Genomic DNA, 18,394 nt, shown 5'->3' on the forward strand with positions numbered 1-18,394 from the left:
AAGCGGGAAAGGGCGCGTCATCATCGTGCGCCCAAAGATTACCTCCCTGTTACCTGAAATCTGCCCCCTCGTCGCCTCATTCGGGGCGCAGCCTCTCTCACATCCGGGCTCCGAAAGGGTGGGGCTCTGAGGGAGACGAGGAGACCAGACATGATCCGCAAGACCGCTATTCTATCCATCGCCGCTGCCGCCGCCACTTTCGGCGCGTGCGCGGCCAATCCGGCGCCAGCGCCAGACCAGACACAGCCAGCCACACTGACCGGGGGCAATGAAGTGCATTCCTACATCCTGCTTGACCGTACAGGCTCCATGTCCTCGATCTGGGACGAGGCGCTGACCTCCGTGAACGCCTATGCCGCCGCCGTTGGCGAGGCCGAGGAAGGCGAGACCGACGATCTTGAAACCTCCGTAACGCTTGCCGTCTTCGATGCCCAGGACGGGCTGCAATATGATGTGCTTCGCAAGGATGTTGAGCCATCCGCATGGACCAAGGTGACGAGCGACGAGGTCAGCCCCCGCGGGATGACGCCGCTGTTTGATGCCATCGGCCGCATCGTCGCGACCGCTGAAGCCGACAATCCGGAAAAGGCCGTCATCGTCATCATGACGGACGGGATGGAAAACTCGTCCCGCGAGATCACCAAGGATGGCGCCCGCGCCGCGCTCGACCGGGTCGAGGCAAAGGGCTGGGAAGTGGTGTTCCTTGGCGCAGAGTTCGCGAAGTTCGACGATGCCGACGCGGTCGGTGTCTCGGCCAGCAAGACCATGGCGATCGGCCAGGGCACGATGCAGGAATCGATGTCCCGGCTTGCCAAGAAATCACGTTCCTATGGCAAGGGCGAAGAAGCGGAGATCGAGTTCGACGCTGAAGACCGCGCCATCGCCAAGGAAGACGCTGTCATCGAACGCAAGGGCAACTGAGACGGCTCCTCTTCAGGACGCCCTTGTGCCAACGGCCCCCGCTCGCCCTGAACGAGCGGGGGTTTTGCGTTTCAGGCCTCAGTCGTCGCAGTAGCCGTAGCAGGAATTGCCTTCATAGGACCAGTTTGTGATCCTGCCGGTCTTGTCGTCGGCGGTCATGCGGGTGATGCATTCATAGCGCTGGTTGCCGATCCACTCATCCTTGACGCGGTAAGTGTATTCGGTGCGGTTCTGCGGGCGTTTCAGCGTCGATATCGGCCTTGTGTTCTGCCGGCGCTCATAGTCCATCAGGTCCGCGCCGATCCAGGTGTCCATGATCTCACCATAGTTGAGATAGTTGTCGCAGCCGAGGCCGAGGGTGGAGCAGGCTGTCATCAGGGTTCCGCCTGCGAGGGCGGCGGCGAATGTGGCGATGCGCTTTGTCATGGGGTCCGGTCCTTTCAAGATCGTTTGCTGACCATGAAGGGACGCTATTGCGGGGCCGGGACGCCCGGGATGGGGGAATTCCCCCAATCGGGTGCCTAGGCGGTGGCCCCGGCGAGGGCGATGCCGGTGATCGAGAAGGTCGAGCCTTCGCCTTCGGCAGACTGGACCTCGATCGACCAGCCATGGTCCTCGGCGAGCGACCTGACCACGAAGAGGCCAAGCCCTTCACCGGCGGACCTTTCGGATTTGACATAAGGGTCGAACAGGCTGGCGAGCGCGTCTTCCGGGATGCCGGTGCCGGTATCGGAGACGTCGAGCCTCGCCGTGCCGTCTGTTTCGGCCGCGCTGACCGTGATGCGGCCAGCGTTCGTATGCTTGACGGCATTGGCGACGAGATTGGTGAGGAGGCGCATCAGGATGACCGGGTCGCCCCTGAGCTGCAGGTCCGTCGGCGCGCCAGCCAGTGTTATCGATCTTGATGCGGCCTCATCGCCGAACATCATGGTGACGCTGTCGATAAGCTTGGCGGCCGGGATGGTGCCTGGGGCACCGGGGTCTGGCGTCGCGGGTGAGGGCGGGCGCGCATCATTCAAGTCGCGCTCGATCACGCTTTCCAGATAGGACAGCCCCTCACCGACTGTCTCGTCCTGCTCGCCCCTGGCGAGGGCCATGCGCAGCGACAGGAGCGGCTGTTTGAGGTCGTGCGCCGTGGAGGCGGCGCGCCGCCTCTGTGCTTCGGCAAGCCGGAGGGCCCGGTCATGCGCGGCGGTCACGCTGGTCAGCTGGTCGGAGAGATGGGCCTTTTCGCGCAGCGCCGAAAGTTCTGCCTGAGCGGCATCGTCGCGTTCCTGGCGAAGCCCCAGTGTCTGCACGACAAGCGCTGCTGCGAAGAGGATGGTGTCGATGGTAAAGCCGATGTGCACGGTCTTGGTCCACAGGTCGAAAGGCAGCGCATTCGTGTGACGGGCCACGGCACCGAAACCGCTCAGGCCAAACATGAACGCCGCGGCCGTGAAGAACAGTCCCGCGCCGCGGTGCCGGTTCACGACAGCAAGGACAGCCCCTGTGAGATTGACCGCAGCGATGAGGATGATCGCTGCGAGCAGTACGATATTCGCCATTGCGGAGTTGAGGATGAAAGCCGCGAGGAGACCGAGTATCCAGCTCACGCCGAGGGCCGACATGAGAATCCGGTTGAAGCGGGGGTAGACGGAGCGCGCATTGAGGAATGTCCGCGTCATGAAGGTGAAGGCCGTCATCGCCAGTCCGCCCAGCAGGACTTCGACGACATAGGCTGCCGGGGCGTGCTTCACGAAGAAAGCGTAGAGGTAGCCATAATTCGCCAGGAAGTAGCCATAGATAAGCAGTGCAAAGAGACCGTAATAGAAGGCGGTTCGCTGGCGCAGGATGGCCGCAAACGCAAAGATGGCGATCAGCAGCGCGGCCCGCATGCCGAACAGAAATGAGTGAAAGGATTCCCGCGCCTCATGCGCATCTATGAAGGCCTGTTCCTCCATCAGGAAGAAAGGCGCGTTGGTGTAATAGCCATAAGGCAGGCGAAACCAGATTTCCGCGGTCCCGCGCGGGGGAACGGCAAATGCCTCGCTCATGAAGTTGCGATTCTGTGGAAACCGGTCCGCAAACGAACCATCATAACTGACCTGCCGCAGGATGAGCCGAGGCCCGGTGGCCTCGTCGACGCGCCAGGCTTCCATGTCATAGGGCGCGATGTATCCGTTTGGAACGAACCGGCGGAGCGTTGTGGTGTCTGATGGGTTTGCGAGGGTCAGCTGCAGCCAGACCGGACCAGGCACCGGCACGGCACCAGCCGCAGGGCCCGGTGCTGGCCGGCCGGTGGTGTCCAGGCGAGCGCGGGCTTCTGCCAATGACAGACGCTCCCGTGCGTCGGGGATTTCGACGATCGTGCCGTAAGCGAGCACAAAATCGACTTTTGGCTGATCAAGGACAATGTCCTGCGCACCCGCATCGGGCGGTGCCACGGTCGCCAATAAAAGGCAGACCAGCCCCAGGAGTCTTGTTATGAAGCCTGAGAGGGCCATGGCGGCTCCAGTTGAGACCCTGTGGGGGGCGCGTGGCAGATCTGAGCGGAACTATAGGCGTCGTCATTGCCGATGACCACGAAATGGTGAGGAGCGGTCTCGAACGACTTTTCGGGACGATCCACCGGGCGCACGTGATTGGCATGGCGGCCGATGGCCTTGAGGCCATTGCGCTCTGCCGCAAGCTCCGGCCTGGCCTGATGACGCTCGATGTCGGCATGCCCCTGGCAAATGGGGCGGAAGTGTTCGCCGAATGCCGCAGGTGGAGCCCGGAGACGAAAGTCGCCGTGTTCACGGGCTTTACATCCGTCTCGATGCTGGCCGACTGGGTTGCTTCCGGCGTCGATGGGCTGTTCCTCAAGACGTGCGGTGAAGAAGAACTTCGTGCCGGACTCGAACTGGTCCTGTCGGGCCAGAAATATGTCGCTGGCGATATTGTGCGGCGGCTTGAAGACAGCCCGCCGCCGCCAGATCTTACCCTTCGCGAGCGCGAGGTGCTCAGCCTCATTGCGGAGGGCCTCACCTCGACCCAGATCGGCGACAAACTCGCCATCAGCCCCAAGACGGTCGAGAAGCATCGCGCCACCCTGTTTGAAAAATTCGGCGCCCCTTCCGTGGCCGGCCTTCTGACAGCGGCGTTCCGGACCGGCCTGCTCGACCATCTCAACCAGACCTGATCAGGACCCGGCTGGCGGGGTCTTCGGCGTGAAGTTCTTCACCCATTTGCGGCCGTACTCGTTGTAAATTTCATAGGCATCGTAGAACTGGCCGGGGCGTGCATCTTCAGGCAGCGTCTCGAACATGCGGTAAACCTTGTCGACACCCGGCTTGTAGACCGTCGTTGGCCCGCCGGATGTGTAACTCGTCGATGACAGGCTGGTTGAATAGGGCGTGGGGCTGGAGACGGTGTAGGTCGTGTTGGTCGTTGTCGGCAGGTATTGGGTGGACGTGCTGCCTGTGTTCGCGGAATCGATCTCGATGAAGTAGCGATAGTTTGCCTCGATGGCAGACTCCGCGGCCCGCAACAGCGTCATGCGCTTGAGCTTTTTCGAGGAGGTATAGGCGTTCCCGGACGATGACACCGAGAGAATGTCAGTGCCGCGCCAGGTCGGTTCCTGTCCGCCGGTAAAGCCATCCACCTGGTAGCCCGTCGCACAGCCCGATGCGAACAGGGCGGCGGTGAGAATGAGTGTCTTGCCATACATGGCCTGTTCCTTTCGCTCGTTGCAGCAGCCATGAGCTGGCTGCCTGAGGGAAAGCTAGGCGATGAGCGGTTGCAGGGGCATGGGGGCTTTCCCCCAATCGCCGTGTGCCGAGCCGATGCCGCGGGACTTCGCAAAGCCCTGCATCCGGTACGGCTCCTCTTCAGAAGCCTTTGCGCCAACGGCCCCGCTTGACCTCAACGAGCGGGGGTTTTGCTGTTGGTGACCACATGGTCCAGCCAAGCTACCCTCCCGATATCCAGACACATTGCTCAACCGTTTGCAGGCCGTACATGACTGTTGTCTCGTAGCAGTGGCAGGTTGGATTGCTGATATGTGAGGGTGGGGTTTCGTCGCAGCTGACTGGCGGCGGCGCTGGCGGCATAGATGCCCCGCCGGGGCTCCATGTACCCAGATCCACTGTCGGCCCGGCTGGAATTGTATCAAGGTCGCCGTTCACGGCAGGCGGGGATGCGCTGCCAATCAGGGCGCCTTCCCGGTCCTTGTACCAGTGGGGATGCAGCATGCCGCCAATTCCGGTGCGTCGCTCCATCACGAGGAGAGCGGTGATGGCGCTCGGGTCGGGAGGTGGCGTGCCCCAGAGCGTGACCGTCTGGCCGTTAATGCCCCGCAGGAAGTCGAACTCGGCATCGCGTTCGGCCTTCTTTGTCTCGAAGGCGGCCAGTACGGCTTCGCGGCTGGGCCCGTCGGGCAGCGCGCGGCCGGTGGTCTGAAGTTCGCGCAGATCCGCCTGGTATTCGTCGAATTTGCGCTGCTGTCCGGGCGTCAGGACATTGTAAACGTCGTCGCTGCTGAAGGTGTACTGGGTGCTTGAGATTTCGGTTGGCGGTGTCTGTGCCGACAGGCTTGTCTGCGCAAGCGCAAGGCAGGCGGCGGCGAGTATGAAACGGATCATGGGCATGTCCTTTCGTCAGAAATCGAGATCACCGAGGCTGAACTCGTCTTCGGCTTCGGCATCGGCGCGGGCTGTGGCGCGGTCGGCCTGCTCCTGCCAGGTACGTGGTGGGGCTGCGGCGGAGGGCGGTGTGGACGGAGAAACCGGGGCCGGCGTCTGCTTTGAGGGTGGCGGGGACGGGCGGGGCGGCGGCGTCCACTCGGATTCGTCGAGCCAGACGGGGCGCTTGTATTTCAACCCGCAGCGGCCGGCCTGAGTATTGATCCGGCGTGAGGCACGGCAGCTATTGCGTTCGGAGACGGTCAGCCTTGTGAGGGGGCCGCTGCACTTTTCGATCCGCGCGGTACATTGCTGTTGGGTCAGCTTGGTATGGTCGCGGCACCATGTGTCACTGAGACAGCGGATATCGTCATCGTCATAGGTCGACATCAGGGCCTTGGCGGGTGGCGGGGCTTCACAGAACCGCGGATTGCGAAGCAGGTCGGCCTGTCTGGCGTTGAGGTCTGACAAGAAGGTCGAACAGTCAAACAGGTCCCAGAGCTCAGACTTGCCCGCACGCCCATCCCGCCACTGGCCGACGCACACCTTGACCCGGCTGTCGCAATTCCAGCGTTCCCCCGCCTTGCCGCCAAGGGCGCAAACATGCTCGCCAAGGCAGGTCAGATTGTCGATGCGCCAGGCGGGGTCGTCACGGCCGGGAGGCAAGCTGGAATAGAGCCGGTCGAGCTGCTCCCACTGAACACCTTGTGCAATGGCAGGTGGCCGAAACCCGGCGATGGCCAGGACGGCGCATGCAAGGGCGAGAATGCGGATCGCCATACTGCCTCCCCCTGATGTGATGCGGGTATGAGCGTTGCGGAGAGTTTACCCTGTTCAGCGCCAACGTTCAAATTGAGGGGCGCAGCGCGGCGCCGGAGGATCATGGCGCGGCCTCTTCCGCATTGTCCAGCATTTCGCGAATCTGACGTATCTTGCTCTGACCGACGTTTACGTTGATGTAGCGACCATGTGGTGGGCGACTATTGATCGAATTGCTGCAATCAGCAAGGCGTTGCCCAAAAGCGTGGCCCGGCGTAGGAGCGCAGGACTATGACCCAGCCCATCCGGACAATCGGCTTCGATGCGGACGATACGCTCTGGCACAATGAGAGCGTGTTCCGGCTGACGCAGGAGCAGATCTTCGACATGCTGGCCGATCATGCCGACCCTGATACGATCGGGGAGAAGCTGCTGGCAGCCGAACGGCGCAATCTCGGGCTTTATGGCTTCGGCGTGAAGGGCTTCACGCTGTCGATGATCGAGACGGCGATTGAGGTGACGAGCGGCAAGGTGCCGGCTGCGACGATCAAGGAAATCCTCGAGGCTGGACGGGCGATGCTGACCCATCCGGTTGAGACACTGCCCGGCGTGCATGACACGCTGGAGGCCGTCGCGCCGGATTATTCGCTGATCCTGATCACCAAGGGCGACCTGTTCGACCAGGAGCGCAAGCTCGCCCAGTCCGGCCTTGGCGATTATTTCGACGGGGTGGAGATCGTCTCCGACAAGAAGCCCGCCGTCTATGAGCGGATCTTCGGGGCGAGCGAAGGCGGGCCGGAGGCGGCGATGATGGTCGGCAATTCGCTGAAATCTGACGTCATTCCGGCCATTGAGGCAGGCAGCTGGGGCGTGCACGTGCCGCACAGCCTGACCTGGGCGCTGGAACATGCCGATCCGCCGGAGGGCGCAGAACGGTTCCGGCAGATCGAGACGCTGGACGCACTGCCCGACCTGCTGCGCGGGCTCTAGTCTTCCTGCTTGTACCAGAACTGGTTGTGGCAGCTGGTGCAGCTGTCGGTGAGGGCGAGGGCGGCCTCGTCGAGCGCGATCGGGTCGCGCATTTCTGCGGCGAGGGAAATCCCTTGGCCAATGCCGGCAAGCTTGCGCGCCTCGGAGGCATAACCGGCCGGATCGGCTGCAATATAGGCGGCGACATCAGCTGCGGTGGAGGCGCCTTCGCTGTCCTCGTTCCAGAGGGTTTCGCCTTCTGTGGCGACTGGCATGTCCGGCGCAGCTTCAAGGGCGAGCGCCGCCTGTTCGATGGTGCGGGCCGCCTCGTCCAGCGCGTCCCATTGAGATGCGTTGAGCAGGGACGGGTCGAGGTCGCCCTCCTCATTGTAGAGCTCGAAAGCGATGGTCTGTATCTGGTCTGAGGCTGGCTCGATCAGGTCGGTCATGGCCGCGCGGACCGTCTGCGGGTGAATGTCATCGGTGGAGGCGCCGCCGCACGATGCGAGAAGCAGGGCGGTAGCGGCAGGAAGGGCAAGGCGCATAGGGCAGGGTCTTTCATGGGAGGCGAAAGACCTTGTAGCGCCATTGCTCTGATTACACCACGTAATCTGCGCCTTCATTGCGGTCCGATGCCTTGCGCCAGATCCACCAGGAATAGGCCACGCCAAACAGGGTGACTGACATGATGCACGCGACGAAGGCGAAGACGAGCGTGCTGCGTTGTATGCCGCGTGTGAAGGCACAGACCACAGGGCCGTTCTGACCGCGTTTCTTGGCCTGCTGGTTCGGGACCTTTTCGGGTGCCTATACCGGTTCGGTGGCGGACCTGATCTACTTTTCCGGAATGACTTTTGTCACGCTGGGCTTCACCCAGATGGAGACCAGCGGCTCGATACGCCTGGTCGCCATGATGCAATCGCTGGGCGGATTCATGATCCTGACCTGGTCAGCAACGTTCATCTATTCGGTGTGGCAGGACTCCGTGAAACGCCACCAGCCAGACTGACGCCCAAAAAAGAAGCGCCCCTCACAGGGAGGGACGCTTCGGTCGGATCGCTTGGCGAAGGGGATGAGACTACGCGGCGACCGATTCTCGTTGACCGTCATGTTTGCCCTCGCAAATTTCCTCGACGATCTTGTCATTGAACGCACCAAGGTCGTCCGGGTTGCGTGATGTCACGAGACCTTCATCGACAACCACCGGCTCATCGGAAACGATGCCGCCGGCATTTTTCAGATCCTGCTGGATAGCCTTGAAACCCGTAACCTTCCGGCCATTCACCAGATTGGCCGAAATTAGCACCTGTGGGCCGTGGCAGATCGAGAAGACCGGCTTCTTCTGCTCGAAGAAGGCGGACACGAAGTCGAGCGCCTTCTGGTTGGTGCGGAGCGTATCGGGGCTGAACAGGCCGCCCGGAATAAGGATGGCGTCGAAATCGTCGGCCTTCACCTCGTCCAGCGTCTTGTCGACGGCGATCTTCATGCCGTGCTTGCGGTGCTGGTTGGCTTCGATCTCGCCATGCTCGAGCGAGACGATAACGGTCTTGCCGCCAGCATTTTCGATGGCCTCTTTCGGTGAGGTGAGCTCGACCTCCTCAAAGCCGTCGGCGGCGAGGATTGCGAGGGTTTTTCCTTCTGCTCTCTTTGTCATCTGAATCTCCTGAATTTCTTTCGGATCATGGCCGCGGCAACCGTGCGCGCCACCTGTTTCAACAACGGGTGCGGCGGCTTTGCGTTCCGGCGTGAAGACGTTTTAACTGTTGCGGTTTCAGGCTGCATTGTCATGGTGGTCAATTTCCTCTGCGAGGCGCTCCATTGGGGCGTTTTCGGCCTTCATCTGGGCATGGTTGAGAGCACTCAGGAATTTTGCCGGGCGGGCCATGGTCGGAAAGTCGATCTCGCCAGCGCCGCGCCCTTCAATGTCGAGGCCGCCAAAGCCGAAGATGCGGCCAAGGATGCCCTGGTCGAGCTTCGCGCCTTCGACGGCTTCGAGGGAAAGCTGTGTGACGTGCGCGGAGATGAAGCCCTTTTTGAGAAGGATGGACCGGTTGGTGATGGCAAACTCGGTGGTGTTGAGGCGGATCATTTCGTAGATCCAGTAGATGATGCCGATGATCAGCCAGCCAAAGATGAGCAGGGCTGCCCAGGCGCGCGCATGCCACAGCCAGTGGAACCGGCCGCGATAGATGACGTGTTCGCCTTCATGCAGGTGCGTGTTGATATAGCTCATCCGGCCGGTGCCTCTTTCGGGGTGTCCTGCCAAATTAACGATATGTGGGGCCGGCGTGTTCCCGCTGTGGTGAGGATGAGCCCTCGCTTTTCGGCGCGATGCCGTGTACACGCGCGCCAAACAAGCCTTGAAAGCCTACCCTCCCATGTCCGAGCCGAAATCCCTTCGCAATATCGCGATCATCGCCCACGTTGACCACGGCAAGACCACGCTGGTCGACTGCCTGCTGAAACAGTCCGGCACCTTCCGCGAGAACGAACAGACTGAAGAGCGGATGATGGACTCCAATGATCTGGAGCGGGAACGCGGCATCACCATCCTTGCCAAGACGACCTCGGTCGTCTGGGGCGATACGCGGATCAACATCGTCGACACGCCCGGACACGCCGACTTTGGCGGCGAGGTGGAACGTATCCTTCACATGGTGGACGGCGCGATCGTTCTGGTGGACGCGGCTGAAGGCCCGATGCCGCAGACCAAGTTCGTTGTGTCGAAGGCGCTGAAGGTCGGCCTGCGTCCCATCGTGGCGGTCAACAAGATCGACAAGTCGGACAGCCGTCCGGACTATGTCATCAACGAAGTGTTCGACCTCTTCGCAGACCTTGGCGCAGACGATGACCAGCTCGACTTCCCGATCCTTTACGGCTCGGCAAAGAATGGCTGGATGTCGACGGATGCCGACAAGCCGACTGACAGCATGGATTCGCTGTTCGACATGGTGGTGAAGCATGTGCCGGAACCTGCCGTCGAAGAGGGCCCGTTCCGCATGCTGGCGACGACGATCTCTTCCGACAACTTCCTCGGCCGCATCCTGACCGGTCGTATCACCTCCGGCACAGTGAAGCCGAACCAGACGGTGAAGGTGCTGTCGCGCGATGGCGAGCTGGTCGAGCAGGGCAGGGTGTCGAAAGTGCTGGCTTTCCGCGGCCTCCAGCGCGAGCCGATTGATGTTGGCGTTGCGGGCGACATTGTCTCGCTCGCCGGCCTTACCAAGGCGAACGTTGCCGATACTTTTGTCGACCCATCCGTGTCCGAGCCGATCGAAGCGCAGCCGATCGACCCGCCGACCCTCTCCATGACCTTCCGGGTGAATGATTCCCCTCTCGCGGGAACCGAGGGCAAGAAAGTCACCTCGCGGTTGATCTGGGACCGGCTTGTGAAAGAGGCTGAGGGCAATGTTGCTCTCAAGGTCGAGCGCTCGACCGAGGCCGAGGCGTTCACCGTGTCGGGCCGGGGCGAACTCCAGCTGGCAGTCCTGATCGAGACGATGCGCCGGGAAGGCTTTGAACTTGGCGTGATGCGTCCGCAGGTCGTGATGAAGACCGATGAGGCGACGGGCGAGAAGCTGGAGCCCATCGAGGAAGTCGTCATCGACGTCGATGACGAGCACACTGGCATCATCGTTCAGAAGCTGAATGAGCGCAAAGCCGACATGATGGAAATGAAGCCATCCGGCGCGGGCCGCACAAGGCTGGTCTTCCACGCGCCGACGCGCGGCCTGATCGGCTATCAGGGCGAGCTCCTCTCGGACACGCGCGGCACGGCGATCATGAACCGCGTCTTCCTTGAATATGCGCCGTATAAGGGACCGATCAAAGGGCGCCATACCGGCGTTCTGGTCTCGATGGAGCAGGGCGAGGCTGTGGCCTTCGCGCTGTGGAACCTCGAAGATCGCGGCCCGATGATGATCCACCCTGGCGACAAGGTCTATCAGGGCATGATCATCGGCGAGCATAATCGTGACAATGACCTTGAGGTGAACGTGCTCAAGGGCAAGAAGCTGACCAATGTCCGCGCCTCCGGCACCGATGAGGCTGTGCGCCTCACCCCGCCGCTGCAGATGACGCTTGAGCGGTCGCTGGCCTATATCGCCGATGATGAGCTGGTCGAAGTGACGCCGGAGAATATCCGCCTGCGCAAGATCCATCTCGACCCGCATGAGCGCAAGAAGGCGGCAAAGGCCGCGCAGGCCGCAAACGCATAACGCTCAGGCCCTAGGCGCGGCGCTCGCTGCCGGTTAGCGTCCATCCTGCCAATGACGAGGATGGAGGAGCTGATGGAGAAGACGCCGGGCTATGTGCTGGTCGATCCGCTGCCCTATCTGGACGCGGCGATTGAGGAGCTGGAGGCGGCTGGCGTCTAGGGCCTGCGCCTAGTTCGTGGTGCCCGGATCGACGAGGCGGGCCATGGCCTGCTGCTTCACGCCGTCGACAGCGGGGGCGATCTTGTCGAGGCCGCTGGCGGATGAGCCGTTGGCGATCTCGTCGAAAGTGATGCGGGTGCCGTCGCCATCCGGCTCAATCGTGATGGTCCAGACGACATTCACGGCCATGCCCTGAAGCGGGCCGAAGGGCGCGTCGAGGCGGAGCATTTCGCCTTCGATGAGGCTGAGCACGCGGCCGTGCTCGACGACATTGCCGTCCCATGATTCCATCCACGGACCCCCAGCATTCGGATTGAGCCAGAGGTTTTCAGCGCTGCCGGAATAGGTGTGGTCAGGGTGCCACCAGGTGTCCGGCTCGATGAGGCGCTCCCACATATCCTCTGGTGAGAGGGTGGAGACCGCTTCGTGGCGCAGGGTGTAATGGTCGGGCGTCGCAGCGACGATTTCCGCCGATGCAGGCAACGCAGCGCCCATAGTGACAGCTATGATAGCGTATTTCATGGAATGTCTTCTCCTCCACCGCGGGCAAGTATTTCCCGGTGAGCAAGGCATGGCAAGCCGGTGCGTACGCGGACGAGTTGCAGTTGAAACGCACAAACTGGCTTCACGATGCCATTTTTCCGTCATAATGTCGCACCTATGGAGCTGATGACGCATCGTGCCGCAGGCTGGAAAATCCGATTACGGAAAGCCTCAGATGATGCCCAGATCGAAGCCGTCTTCCGCGATTGCCTGACAGATTTTCCGTGGCGCCGCGCGCATGATGTGGAGCTTGTCCGGCTGCACGGTCTGCTGGCCTCCAATCACTGCCTCGTCGCGCATGAAGACCATGCCGGCATTGTTGGCTTCCTGACGCTTGAGCGGCGCAAGGCCTATGTGCCGCATCTTTTCGTGCATCGCGACTGGCGGTTCTGCGGCGTAGGCGCTGGCCTGTTGCAGGTGGCCCGCGACATGGCGCGTTCGCCGCTATCCCTAGATGTCGACGCCCAGAATGGCGCCGCGCTGGCCGCCTACAAGGCGATGGGCTGGTATGAGAAGGTCGGCCAGGTGCCACCACGCGAAGGCCAGAGACGGCTCAGCGGGCCTTAGATCGTCCTCAAGCAATTTGATCTGACGTGTTCACGACGGCTTGTCCGTGGTGCCCATCTCCTGCCGGCTGGACCTGTTTCGGTCATTGAAGATGGACCCCACGGATAAATTGTGGGGAGGCGGACCCGATGGGCTGAAGTCTTGGACGCTAGACCCCGTAGCGGGCGGCAACTTCATCGATGTCTGCGAGGTGTTTTGCCTGTTCGGCTTTGGGCAGGAATGAGCCTGTGAAACTGTTTTTGGCGAGCTGGATGATCTCCTCGCGGGTCAGGCCGACTGCAGCGGCGGTCTCGCGGAAGTTCTGGTTCAAATAACCACCGAAATAGGCCGGATCGTCGGAATTGATGGTGGCCTTCAGGCCGAGCGCCAGCATCTTCTTCATCGGATGGTCTTTCAGGTCATCGACAACGCAGAGCGACAGGTTCGAGAGCGGGCAGACCGTGAGGGTCAGGCCGGCATCGCGGATGCGGGCGACGAGCGCGTCGTCTTCCAGGGAGCGGTTGCCATGGTCGATGCGGTCGATCTTCAGCTCGTCAATTGCTTCGTAGACGTATGAAGGTGGGCCTTCCTCGCCGGCATGGGCGACAAGTTTCAGGCCCCTGGCGCGGCAGGCTTCGAAGACTTTTGCGAACTTGGAAGGCGGGTGGCCCATTTCCGAACTGTCGAGGCCGACACCGTGGATGCGGGAGAGCCAGGGCTCAGCCTGCTTCAGGGTTTCGAAGGCGTCCTCTTCAGACAGGTGACGCAGGAAGCACATGATGAGGCGATAGGTGATGCCATATTTATCTTCTGCCGCATCAAGGGCTTTCAGGATGCCCTTGATCGGGACCTCGAAGGGAATGCCGCGCTCTGTATGGCCCTGCGGGTCGAAGAAAACCTCGACATGGCGGACATTGTCGGCGGCGACACGCTTGAGATAAGCGTCCGTCAGATCGTGGAAGTCCGCCTCGGTCTGAAGGACGGACATGCCCTGATAGTAGATGTCGAGAAAGTCCTGCAGGTTGGAGAACTCATAGGCGGCGCGGACTTCCTCCAGCGTCTTGAAGGGGATGTCGACCTTGTTACGGGCGGCGAACTCCATGAGCTGTTCCGGCTCAAGGCTGCCTTCCAGGTGAAGGTGAAGCTCAGCCTTGGGCAGGGCGTCGATCAGGGCGTTCAGGTCTGACACTTAAGACTTACTCCTCGCTTTCGTCTTCATCCTGTCTGGCCGGGTCATATTTCGCGAACCAGCCCATGATGTTGTCTGTCTTGGCGATGAGGCGGCTGGGGCGGCTGGCGATATAGTGCGGGGAGCCCGGCACGCGCACCAGCACTGTGTCGACGCCGTTCTGCTTCAGCGCGGAATAGAACTGTTCAGCCTCCCAGGCTGGCGTGCGGTAATCCTCTTCGCCCACCATCATCATGGTCGGGGTCTTGACGTTGCTTACGTAGCGGATCGGCGAGAGGGCGAGGAATTTCTCAGGCTCATCCCACGGATTGGCACCGATCCAGTGCTTGTTCACGAAGACGCCGATGTCGCTCGCAAGGCCCATCGTCATCCAGTTGATCACCGGCTTGATGGAGGCAGCCGCGGCGAAGCGGTCGGTCTTCGTGATCGTCCAGGCGGTGAGGATGCCGCCGCCCGAGCCGCCCGTGATGAAGAGGCGGTCCGAGTCAACATAATTTCGGGCGACCATCTCATCGACGACGCTCATCAGGTCATCATAGTCATTACCCGGATATTTCTTGTCGATCAGCTGGGCGAATTCCTCGCCATAGGAGGTGGAGCCGCGCGGGTTGGACCAGACGGTGACATAGCCCTCGGCGGCATAACGCTGGATCTCGCTCGAAAAGAAGGGGCCGTACATCGAGAACGGGCCGCCATGGATTTCGAGGATCATCGGGAAGCTTCCATCCGCCACGAAGTCTGGCGGCAGGGCGACCCAGGCCTCGACCTCGCGGCCATCGGCGCTGGAGGAGACCTTGAATTCTTCCACGCGGGCCATGTCGAGATAGGGCAGGATGTCCGCATTGAGCGCGGTCAGGACGCGGTCCGTCACATTGCGCCCGGCGACTGCGACATCGGCAGGCGTGTCGGCCGTTCCGGCCGTATAGGCAAAGACCGGGCGGCTGGTGGCGGAGATGGAGAAGTCCGCACCGCCATAGGGCCGGCCGATCGATGTGCCGCCAAGGCCGGACAGGGCGATGCTGGTGTCGCCATTCAGCCCGATCTCGAACAGGTCAATATTGCCGGCATTCTCGATGAGCGAGTAAAGGCTGCGGCCATTCGGGGCCCAGACGGTCTGTCCGAATGCGCGGTCGAAGCCGGCGGCGAGTTCGCGGACATTCGAACCGTCAGCGTTCATCAGGTAGAGATTGTTCTGCTGATACGCCTTTAGTTGATCGTCATAGCCTCTGAACGCAATCGTCTTGCCGTCCGGAGAGACGACCGGCGCAAAGTCAGGGCCGTTGCGGCTCGTCAGTGGGCGGACGGATTTGTCAGAGAGCTGGATTGCGTAGATTTCGCTTTCGACGGGCTGCATGTCGCGCTCATCATTGAGATTGCCGGAGGCAAGCAGCGTATCATTGTCGAGCCAGGCCACACCGGAGAGGCCGCCATCGGCATCAGTGATCTGGCGCGGGGTGCCGCCATCGGCCGACAGGACGAAGATCTGGCTGTAGCCGTCCTCAAGATAGCCTGCGCCATCAAAGCGGTAGGTAAGGTCGTCGAAGACCTTGACCGGCGCATTCCATTCGGCGCCTTCGGGCTGTTCGATGGGTTTGGCGAAGCTCGGCTTCTCATCGGCGACGAACATGGAGAAGGCGATAAGCTTGCCATCGGGCGACCATTGCGCGCCGGATGGTCCCTGTTCGAGCTGGGCAAGCGAGAAGCTGTCGCCGCTATCGATATAGAGCAGGCGCAATTCCGGCTTGCCATTGTTTGAGGTCGAGTAGAGCAGTCTGGTGCCGTCCGGCGACCAGACCGGGCTGCTGGCCGAGGCGCCGCCAGTCACGAGCGGGCGCTGTTCGCCGGATTTGACGTCGATGATCCAGAGATCGCCGCGATCCTGGTCTTTCAGTCGGTCCATGGAGTGGCGGACATAGACGATCTTTGAGCCATCGGGCGAAATCTGCGGCGATGTCGCATATTCGATGTCGAAGACGCGCTCGGCGGTAAAGCGGCTGGATGTATCTGTGTCCTGCGCCACTGCCGTGCCCGACAGAAGCAGGGCCGATGCGGCCAGGATTGTTCTGGTGAATGTCATGATGCCCTCCCGGCGACCCATAGGCTGAAACGCTAGCATAGGCCTTTCGCTTAGCAATAGGCGCAGCCCTCTCAATGCAGCGCTGCCCAACTTTTTGCGCGATTCACCCTTAGGCATGAGCTGCCGCAAAGACAGGTTTGGTAAATCGGATGTCTGCGTTACAACACATCATAAGCCAGCCCGGAGGGCGGCAGGACAAGGGTACGGAATGGGACTGATCTGGTGGATTGTACCGGCACTGACCGGTGTTATCGGACTGATGCTGACCTTTGCAGGGCTTGGCCGCCTGATGAAGCTGCGCATGGCGGCTGGCGGATTGCGCTTCCTGTTTGGTATCGGCTTTCTCGGGCTTGCGGGGGTTGGCACATTTGCCGGTCTCAACCTGCAGACCTATCAGCGCCTGACCTATGAACGCCCCGTCGCCAAGATCACCTTTTCCAGCGCGGGCGGTACGGCGGATGCGTTCCGCGCCAATATCCAGCTTGCCGAGGGCGACCAGGTGACCTGTTTCGTCGATGGCGGCACGGAGGAAGACTGTGTGCTGACGGGTGACGAGTTCTCAATGGGCGCGCAGGTCATTACCTATAAGCCAATGGCCACGATTGTCGGATATGACAGTGTCTACCGGCTGGAATATGTCGAAGGCCGCATGTCGCGCCGCTATAATACGGCGACGGTGACAGAAGCCACCTCGAACGGGCTCGCCCTGTCGAAGAATCCGGGCCTCGATGTCTATACGCTGGCCAAGCAGCAGGGCAACAAGATGGGCATGGAGACGCAGTTCGGATCTGCCGTCTACGCGCCCATGGGTGATGGCCTGTCCTATGATGTGGTGATGACGCAGGATGCCCTGAAGCTGGAGCCCGGCAATGCGGCGGCGCGCCAGGCGATGAGCCTTAGGGACTGAGCGCCATGGGGCTGTGGGAGAAATATGTTGTTCCGCCGCTCATTTCCTGCGCCTGCTCGACCAAGCCGATCATGAAACAGCGCGCCAAGATCGTGCCGAAGGCGCGCGGCAGGGTGTTGGAGATCGGGTGCGGGTCCGGCACCAATTTCGACTATTACGCGCACAATGACATTGAGACGCTCTATGCGCTCGAACCATCCGGCGGGATGATCAAGCGGGCGCGCAAGGCTGCCGCCGAGCTTGGCTGGGGCAACAGGATCGACTTCATCGAGGCGGGCGCAGAGGCTGTTCCGCTTGATGATGCATCGGTCGACACTGTCGTCATTACCTTCGTGCTGTGCACCATTCCTGACTGGGAGGGCGCCCTGAAGGAGGCGCGACGTGTGCTGAAGCCGGATGGGCAGGTCCTCTTTTCGGAACACGGCCTTGCGCCCGACGAGGGCGTTGCCAAATGGCAGCGCCGGATCGAGCCGGTCTGGAAGCCGCTTGCCGGGGGCTGTCATCTGACGCGAGACACGGGCGAGATGCTGAAGGCAGCGGGTTTTGCCGTGGACGAGATGGACACGATGTACCTGCCGAACACGCCGAAGATTGCCGGTTTCTGCAGCTGGGGGAGTGCGCGTGCCGCGTAGGACCCCGCCATATCTGCCCTTTCTCGAAGGGCCTCCTGTCATCGCGCCCGCGCTGAAGCCGCTTTCCCTGGAGCATTGGCTGATGCCGGACACCGAGGCTGATGCCTGGCTGCTCGACAAGCGCACGCTGATGGCGGAGCGGGCGTATGATACGGTGCTTGGCGATGTGGACAGCGCTGCCTGCCGCGAGCTTTTGTCCATGGTGGGCGAAGCGACAGGCGCGCGCAGCAGCGAGACCTGGCCGAATGCGCTGGCCACGGCCGGGGCGCTGGTTTCGGACGATCTGTGCGTGCTGGAAGACATGGGCGATGGCTGGACACTGATGGCGGGCGTTGTGGCCGCGCCGACTTTCTGGCGACTGGAAGACCAGATCGGCCGCTCGCTGGGCGGGCTGCATTCGCCGGTGCCGGGCGGCGACCCGGAGCTGGCCTCGCGCATCAACCGCATTTTCGATGGCCTGCAGCCGGCACGTGTGCTGGAACGGTTCAACTGGACGGTACAGGTGTCGGGCGAACTCTTCACCATGCGCCGGCCCAGCGCTGACGGCGCCCAGCCGGAAGACCTGCACCTTCGGGTCGAACGCCAGACGATCCGCAAGCTGCCGGAAACCGGTGCGATCTGTTTCACCATTCGCGTCTGTGTGGACCCGCTCATGCATCTGCTCGCCGACCCGGATGTGCGCGAGACCTTCGAGGATTCCTGGATTGGCGCGGACCGCGAGATCCGTGCCTATAAGGGCTGGGACGATCTTGAGGACCTGGTCGGCCAGGCCTGCCGGCAATCGGCTGCGGCCGGATAGGCGCTGACGGTCGAAATCTCCGCAAACTGCGTT

20 protein-coding genes are annotated in these 18,394 nt (G+C 61.8%); 9 read left to right on the top strand and 11 right to left on the bottom strand.

From position 1 onward, the window contains the following. Positions 1-150 precede the first annotated feature (150 nt). On the top strand, positions 151-921 hold the full coding sequence (locus tag B8746_RS00690; RefSeq protein WP_084391329.1) for a vWA domain-containing protein: 771 nt from the start codon (positions 151-153) through the stop codon (positions 919-921). Between the two features lie 78 nt (positions 922-999). Here the strand turns inward: B8746_RS00690 and B8746_RS00695 are convergent, their stop codons facing one another. Both B8746_RS00695 and B8746_RS00700 read right to left on the bottom strand, forming a co-directional pair. Continuing rightward, positions 1,000-1,347: a hypothetical protein gene (locus B8746_RS00695; protein ID WP_084391330.1), complete on the bottom strand. Its 348-nt coding sequence runs from the start codon at positions 1,345-1,347 to the stop codon at positions 1,000-1,002. A 95-nt stretch (positions 1,348-1,442) separates the two neighbouring features. Next, entirely contained in the window at positions 1,443-3,407 is a 1,965-nt protein-coding gene (locus tag B8746_RS00700; RefSeq protein WP_084391331.1) for a sensor histidine kinase, read from the bottom strand. A 32-nt stretch (positions 3,408-3,439) separates the two neighbouring features. Here B8746_RS00700 and B8746_RS00705 point away from each other — a divergent pair, with 32 nt between their 5' ends. Beyond that, the gene (locus B8746_RS00705; protein ID WP_084391332.1) at positions 3,440-4,084 is read left to right on the top strand and encodes a response regulator; all 645 of its coding nucleotides are present in this window, start codon (positions 3,440-3,442) and stop codon (positions 4,082-4,084) included. Here the strand turns inward: B8746_RS00705 and B8746_RS00710 are convergent, their stop codons facing one another. The 3 genes from B8746_RS00710 to B8746_RS00720 all read right to left on the bottom strand — a co-directional run bounded on the left by B8746_RS00710 (position 4,085) and on the right by B8746_RS00720 (position 6,344). Continuing rightward, the gene (locus B8746_RS00710) at positions 4,085-4,612 is read right to left on the bottom strand and encodes a hypothetical protein (protein ID WP_084391333.1); all 528 of its coding nucleotides are present in this window, start codon (positions 4,610-4,612) and stop codon (positions 4,085-4,087) included. Between the two features lie 241 nt (positions 4,613-4,853). Then, complete coding sequence (locus B8746_RS00715) at positions 4,854-5,525, bottom strand: hypothetical protein (RefSeq protein WP_143434490.1); 672 nt, start codon at positions 5,523-5,525, stop codon at positions 4,854-4,856. A gap of 15 nt (positions 5,526-5,540) precedes the next feature. Next, positions 5,541-6,344 carry a hypothetical protein gene (locus tag B8746_RS00720; protein ID WP_084391335.1) on the bottom strand — a complete coding sequence of 268 codons (804 nt, stop codon included), beginning with the start codon at positions 6,342-6,344 and terminating at the stop codon, positions 5,541-5,543. Positions 6,345-6,614: 270 nt separating this feature from the next. On the opposite strand from B8746_RS00720, the gene B8746_RS00725 reads away from it, so the two are divergent. After that, on the top strand, positions 6,615-7,313 hold the full coding sequence (locus B8746_RS00725; protein WP_084391336.1) for an HAD family hydrolase: 699 nt from the start codon (positions 6,615-6,617) through the stop codon (positions 7,311-7,313). Here B8746_RS00725 and B8746_RS00730 read toward each other — a convergent pair. Continuing rightward, positions 7,310-7,837, bottom strand: a complete 528-nt coding sequence (locus tag B8746_RS00730; protein ID WP_084391337.1) for a cytochrome c — start codon at positions 7,835-7,837, stop codon at positions 7,310-7,312. The two genes, B8746_RS00725 and B8746_RS00730, sit on opposite strands and share 4 nt — an antisense overlap. A 230-nt stretch (positions 7,838-8,067) precedes the next feature. On the opposite strand from B8746_RS00730, the gene B8746_RS00735 reads away from it, so the two are divergent. After that, positions 8,068-8,301 carry a hypothetical protein gene (locus B8746_RS00735; protein WP_084391338.1) on the top strand — a complete coding sequence of 78 codons (234 nt, stop codon included), beginning with the start codon at positions 8,068-8,070 and terminating at the stop codon, positions 8,299-8,301. 69 nt (positions 8,302-8,370) lie between these two features. Here the strand turns inward: B8746_RS00735 and B8746_RS00740 are convergent, their stop codons facing one another. Beyond that, entirely contained in the window at positions 8,371-8,946 is a 576-nt protein-coding gene (locus tag B8746_RS00740) for a type 1 glutamine amidotransferase domain-containing protein (protein ID WP_084391339.1), read from the bottom strand. Between the two features lie 117 nt (positions 8,947-9,063). Beyond that, the gene (locus tag B8746_RS00745; RefSeq protein ID WP_084391340.1) at positions 9,064-9,525 is read right to left on the bottom strand and encodes a PH domain-containing protein; all 462 of its coding nucleotides are present in this window, start codon (positions 9,523-9,525) and stop codon (positions 9,064-9,066) included. 145 nt (positions 9,526-9,670) lie between these two features. On the opposite strand from B8746_RS00745, the gene typA reads away from it, so the two are divergent. Then, on the top strand, positions 9,671-11,509 hold the full coding sequence (typA, locus tag B8746_RS00750; RefSeq protein WP_084391341.1) for a translational GTPase TypA: 1,839 nt from the start codon (positions 9,671-9,673) through the stop codon (positions 11,507-11,509). A 168-nt stretch (positions 11,510-11,677) separates the two neighbouring features. On the opposite strand, the gene B8746_RS00755 is transcribed toward typA, so the two are convergent. Beyond that, positions 11,678-12,190: an SRPBCC family protein gene (locus tag B8746_RS00755; RefSeq protein ID WP_143434492.1), complete on the bottom strand. Its 513-nt coding sequence runs from the start codon at positions 12,188-12,190 to the stop codon at positions 11,678-11,680. Positions 12,191-12,337: 147 nt separating this feature from the next. On the opposite strand from B8746_RS00755, the gene B8746_RS00760 reads away from it, so the two are divergent. Then, positions 12,338-12,778 carry a GNAT family N-acetyltransferase gene (locus B8746_RS00760; protein WP_158084495.1) on the top strand — a complete coding sequence of 147 codons (441 nt, stop codon included), beginning with the start codon at positions 12,338-12,340 and terminating at the stop codon, positions 12,776-12,778. Positions 12,779-12,926: 148 nt separating this feature from the next. Here the strand turns inward: B8746_RS00760 and B8746_RS00765 are convergent, their stop codons facing one another. Together B8746_RS00765 and B8746_RS00770 are read right to left on the bottom strand one after the other, a co-directional pair. After that, positions 12,927-13,946: an adenosine deaminase gene (locus B8746_RS00765; protein WP_084391344.1), complete on the bottom strand. Its 1,020-nt coding sequence runs from the start codon at positions 13,944-13,946 to the stop codon at positions 12,927-12,929. 7 nt (positions 13,947-13,953) lie between these two features. Beyond that, entirely contained in the window at positions 13,954-16,023 is a 2,070-nt protein-coding gene (locus B8746_RS00770; protein ID WP_084391345.1) for an alpha/beta hydrolase family protein, read from the bottom strand. 208 nt (positions 16,024-16,231) lie between these two features. Here B8746_RS00770 and B8746_RS00775 point away from each other — a divergent pair, with 208 nt between their 5' ends. Genes B8746_RS00775 through B8746_RS00785 form a run of 3 tightly spaced genes read left to right on the top strand, consistent with a single transcriptional unit; the run spans position 16,232 to position 18,361 of the window. After that, positions 16,232-16,930, top strand: a complete 699-nt coding sequence (locus B8746_RS00775; protein WP_084391346.1) for a hypothetical protein — start codon at positions 16,232-16,234, stop codon at positions 16,928-16,930. Between the two features lie 5 nt (positions 16,931-16,935). Then, on the top strand, positions 16,936-17,562 hold the full coding sequence (locus B8746_RS00780; protein ID WP_084391347.1) for a class I SAM-dependent methyltransferase: 627 nt from the start codon (positions 16,936-16,938) through the stop codon (positions 17,560-17,562). Continuing rightward, positions 17,552-18,361, top strand: a complete 810-nt coding sequence (locus B8746_RS00785) for a heme-dependent oxidative N-demethylase family protein (protein ID WP_143434493.1) — start codon at positions 17,552-17,554, stop codon at positions 18,359-18,361. Before B8746_RS00780 ends, B8746_RS00785 begins: the two co-directional genes overlap by 11 nt. Positions 18,362-18,394 lie beyond the last annotated feature (33 nt).

This window comes from Henriciella pelagia (genome assembly GCF_002088945.1).
GTDB classification, from domain to species: Bacteria; Pseudomonadota; Alphaproteobacteria; order Caulobacterales; family Hyphomonadaceae; genus Henriciella; species Henriciella pelagia.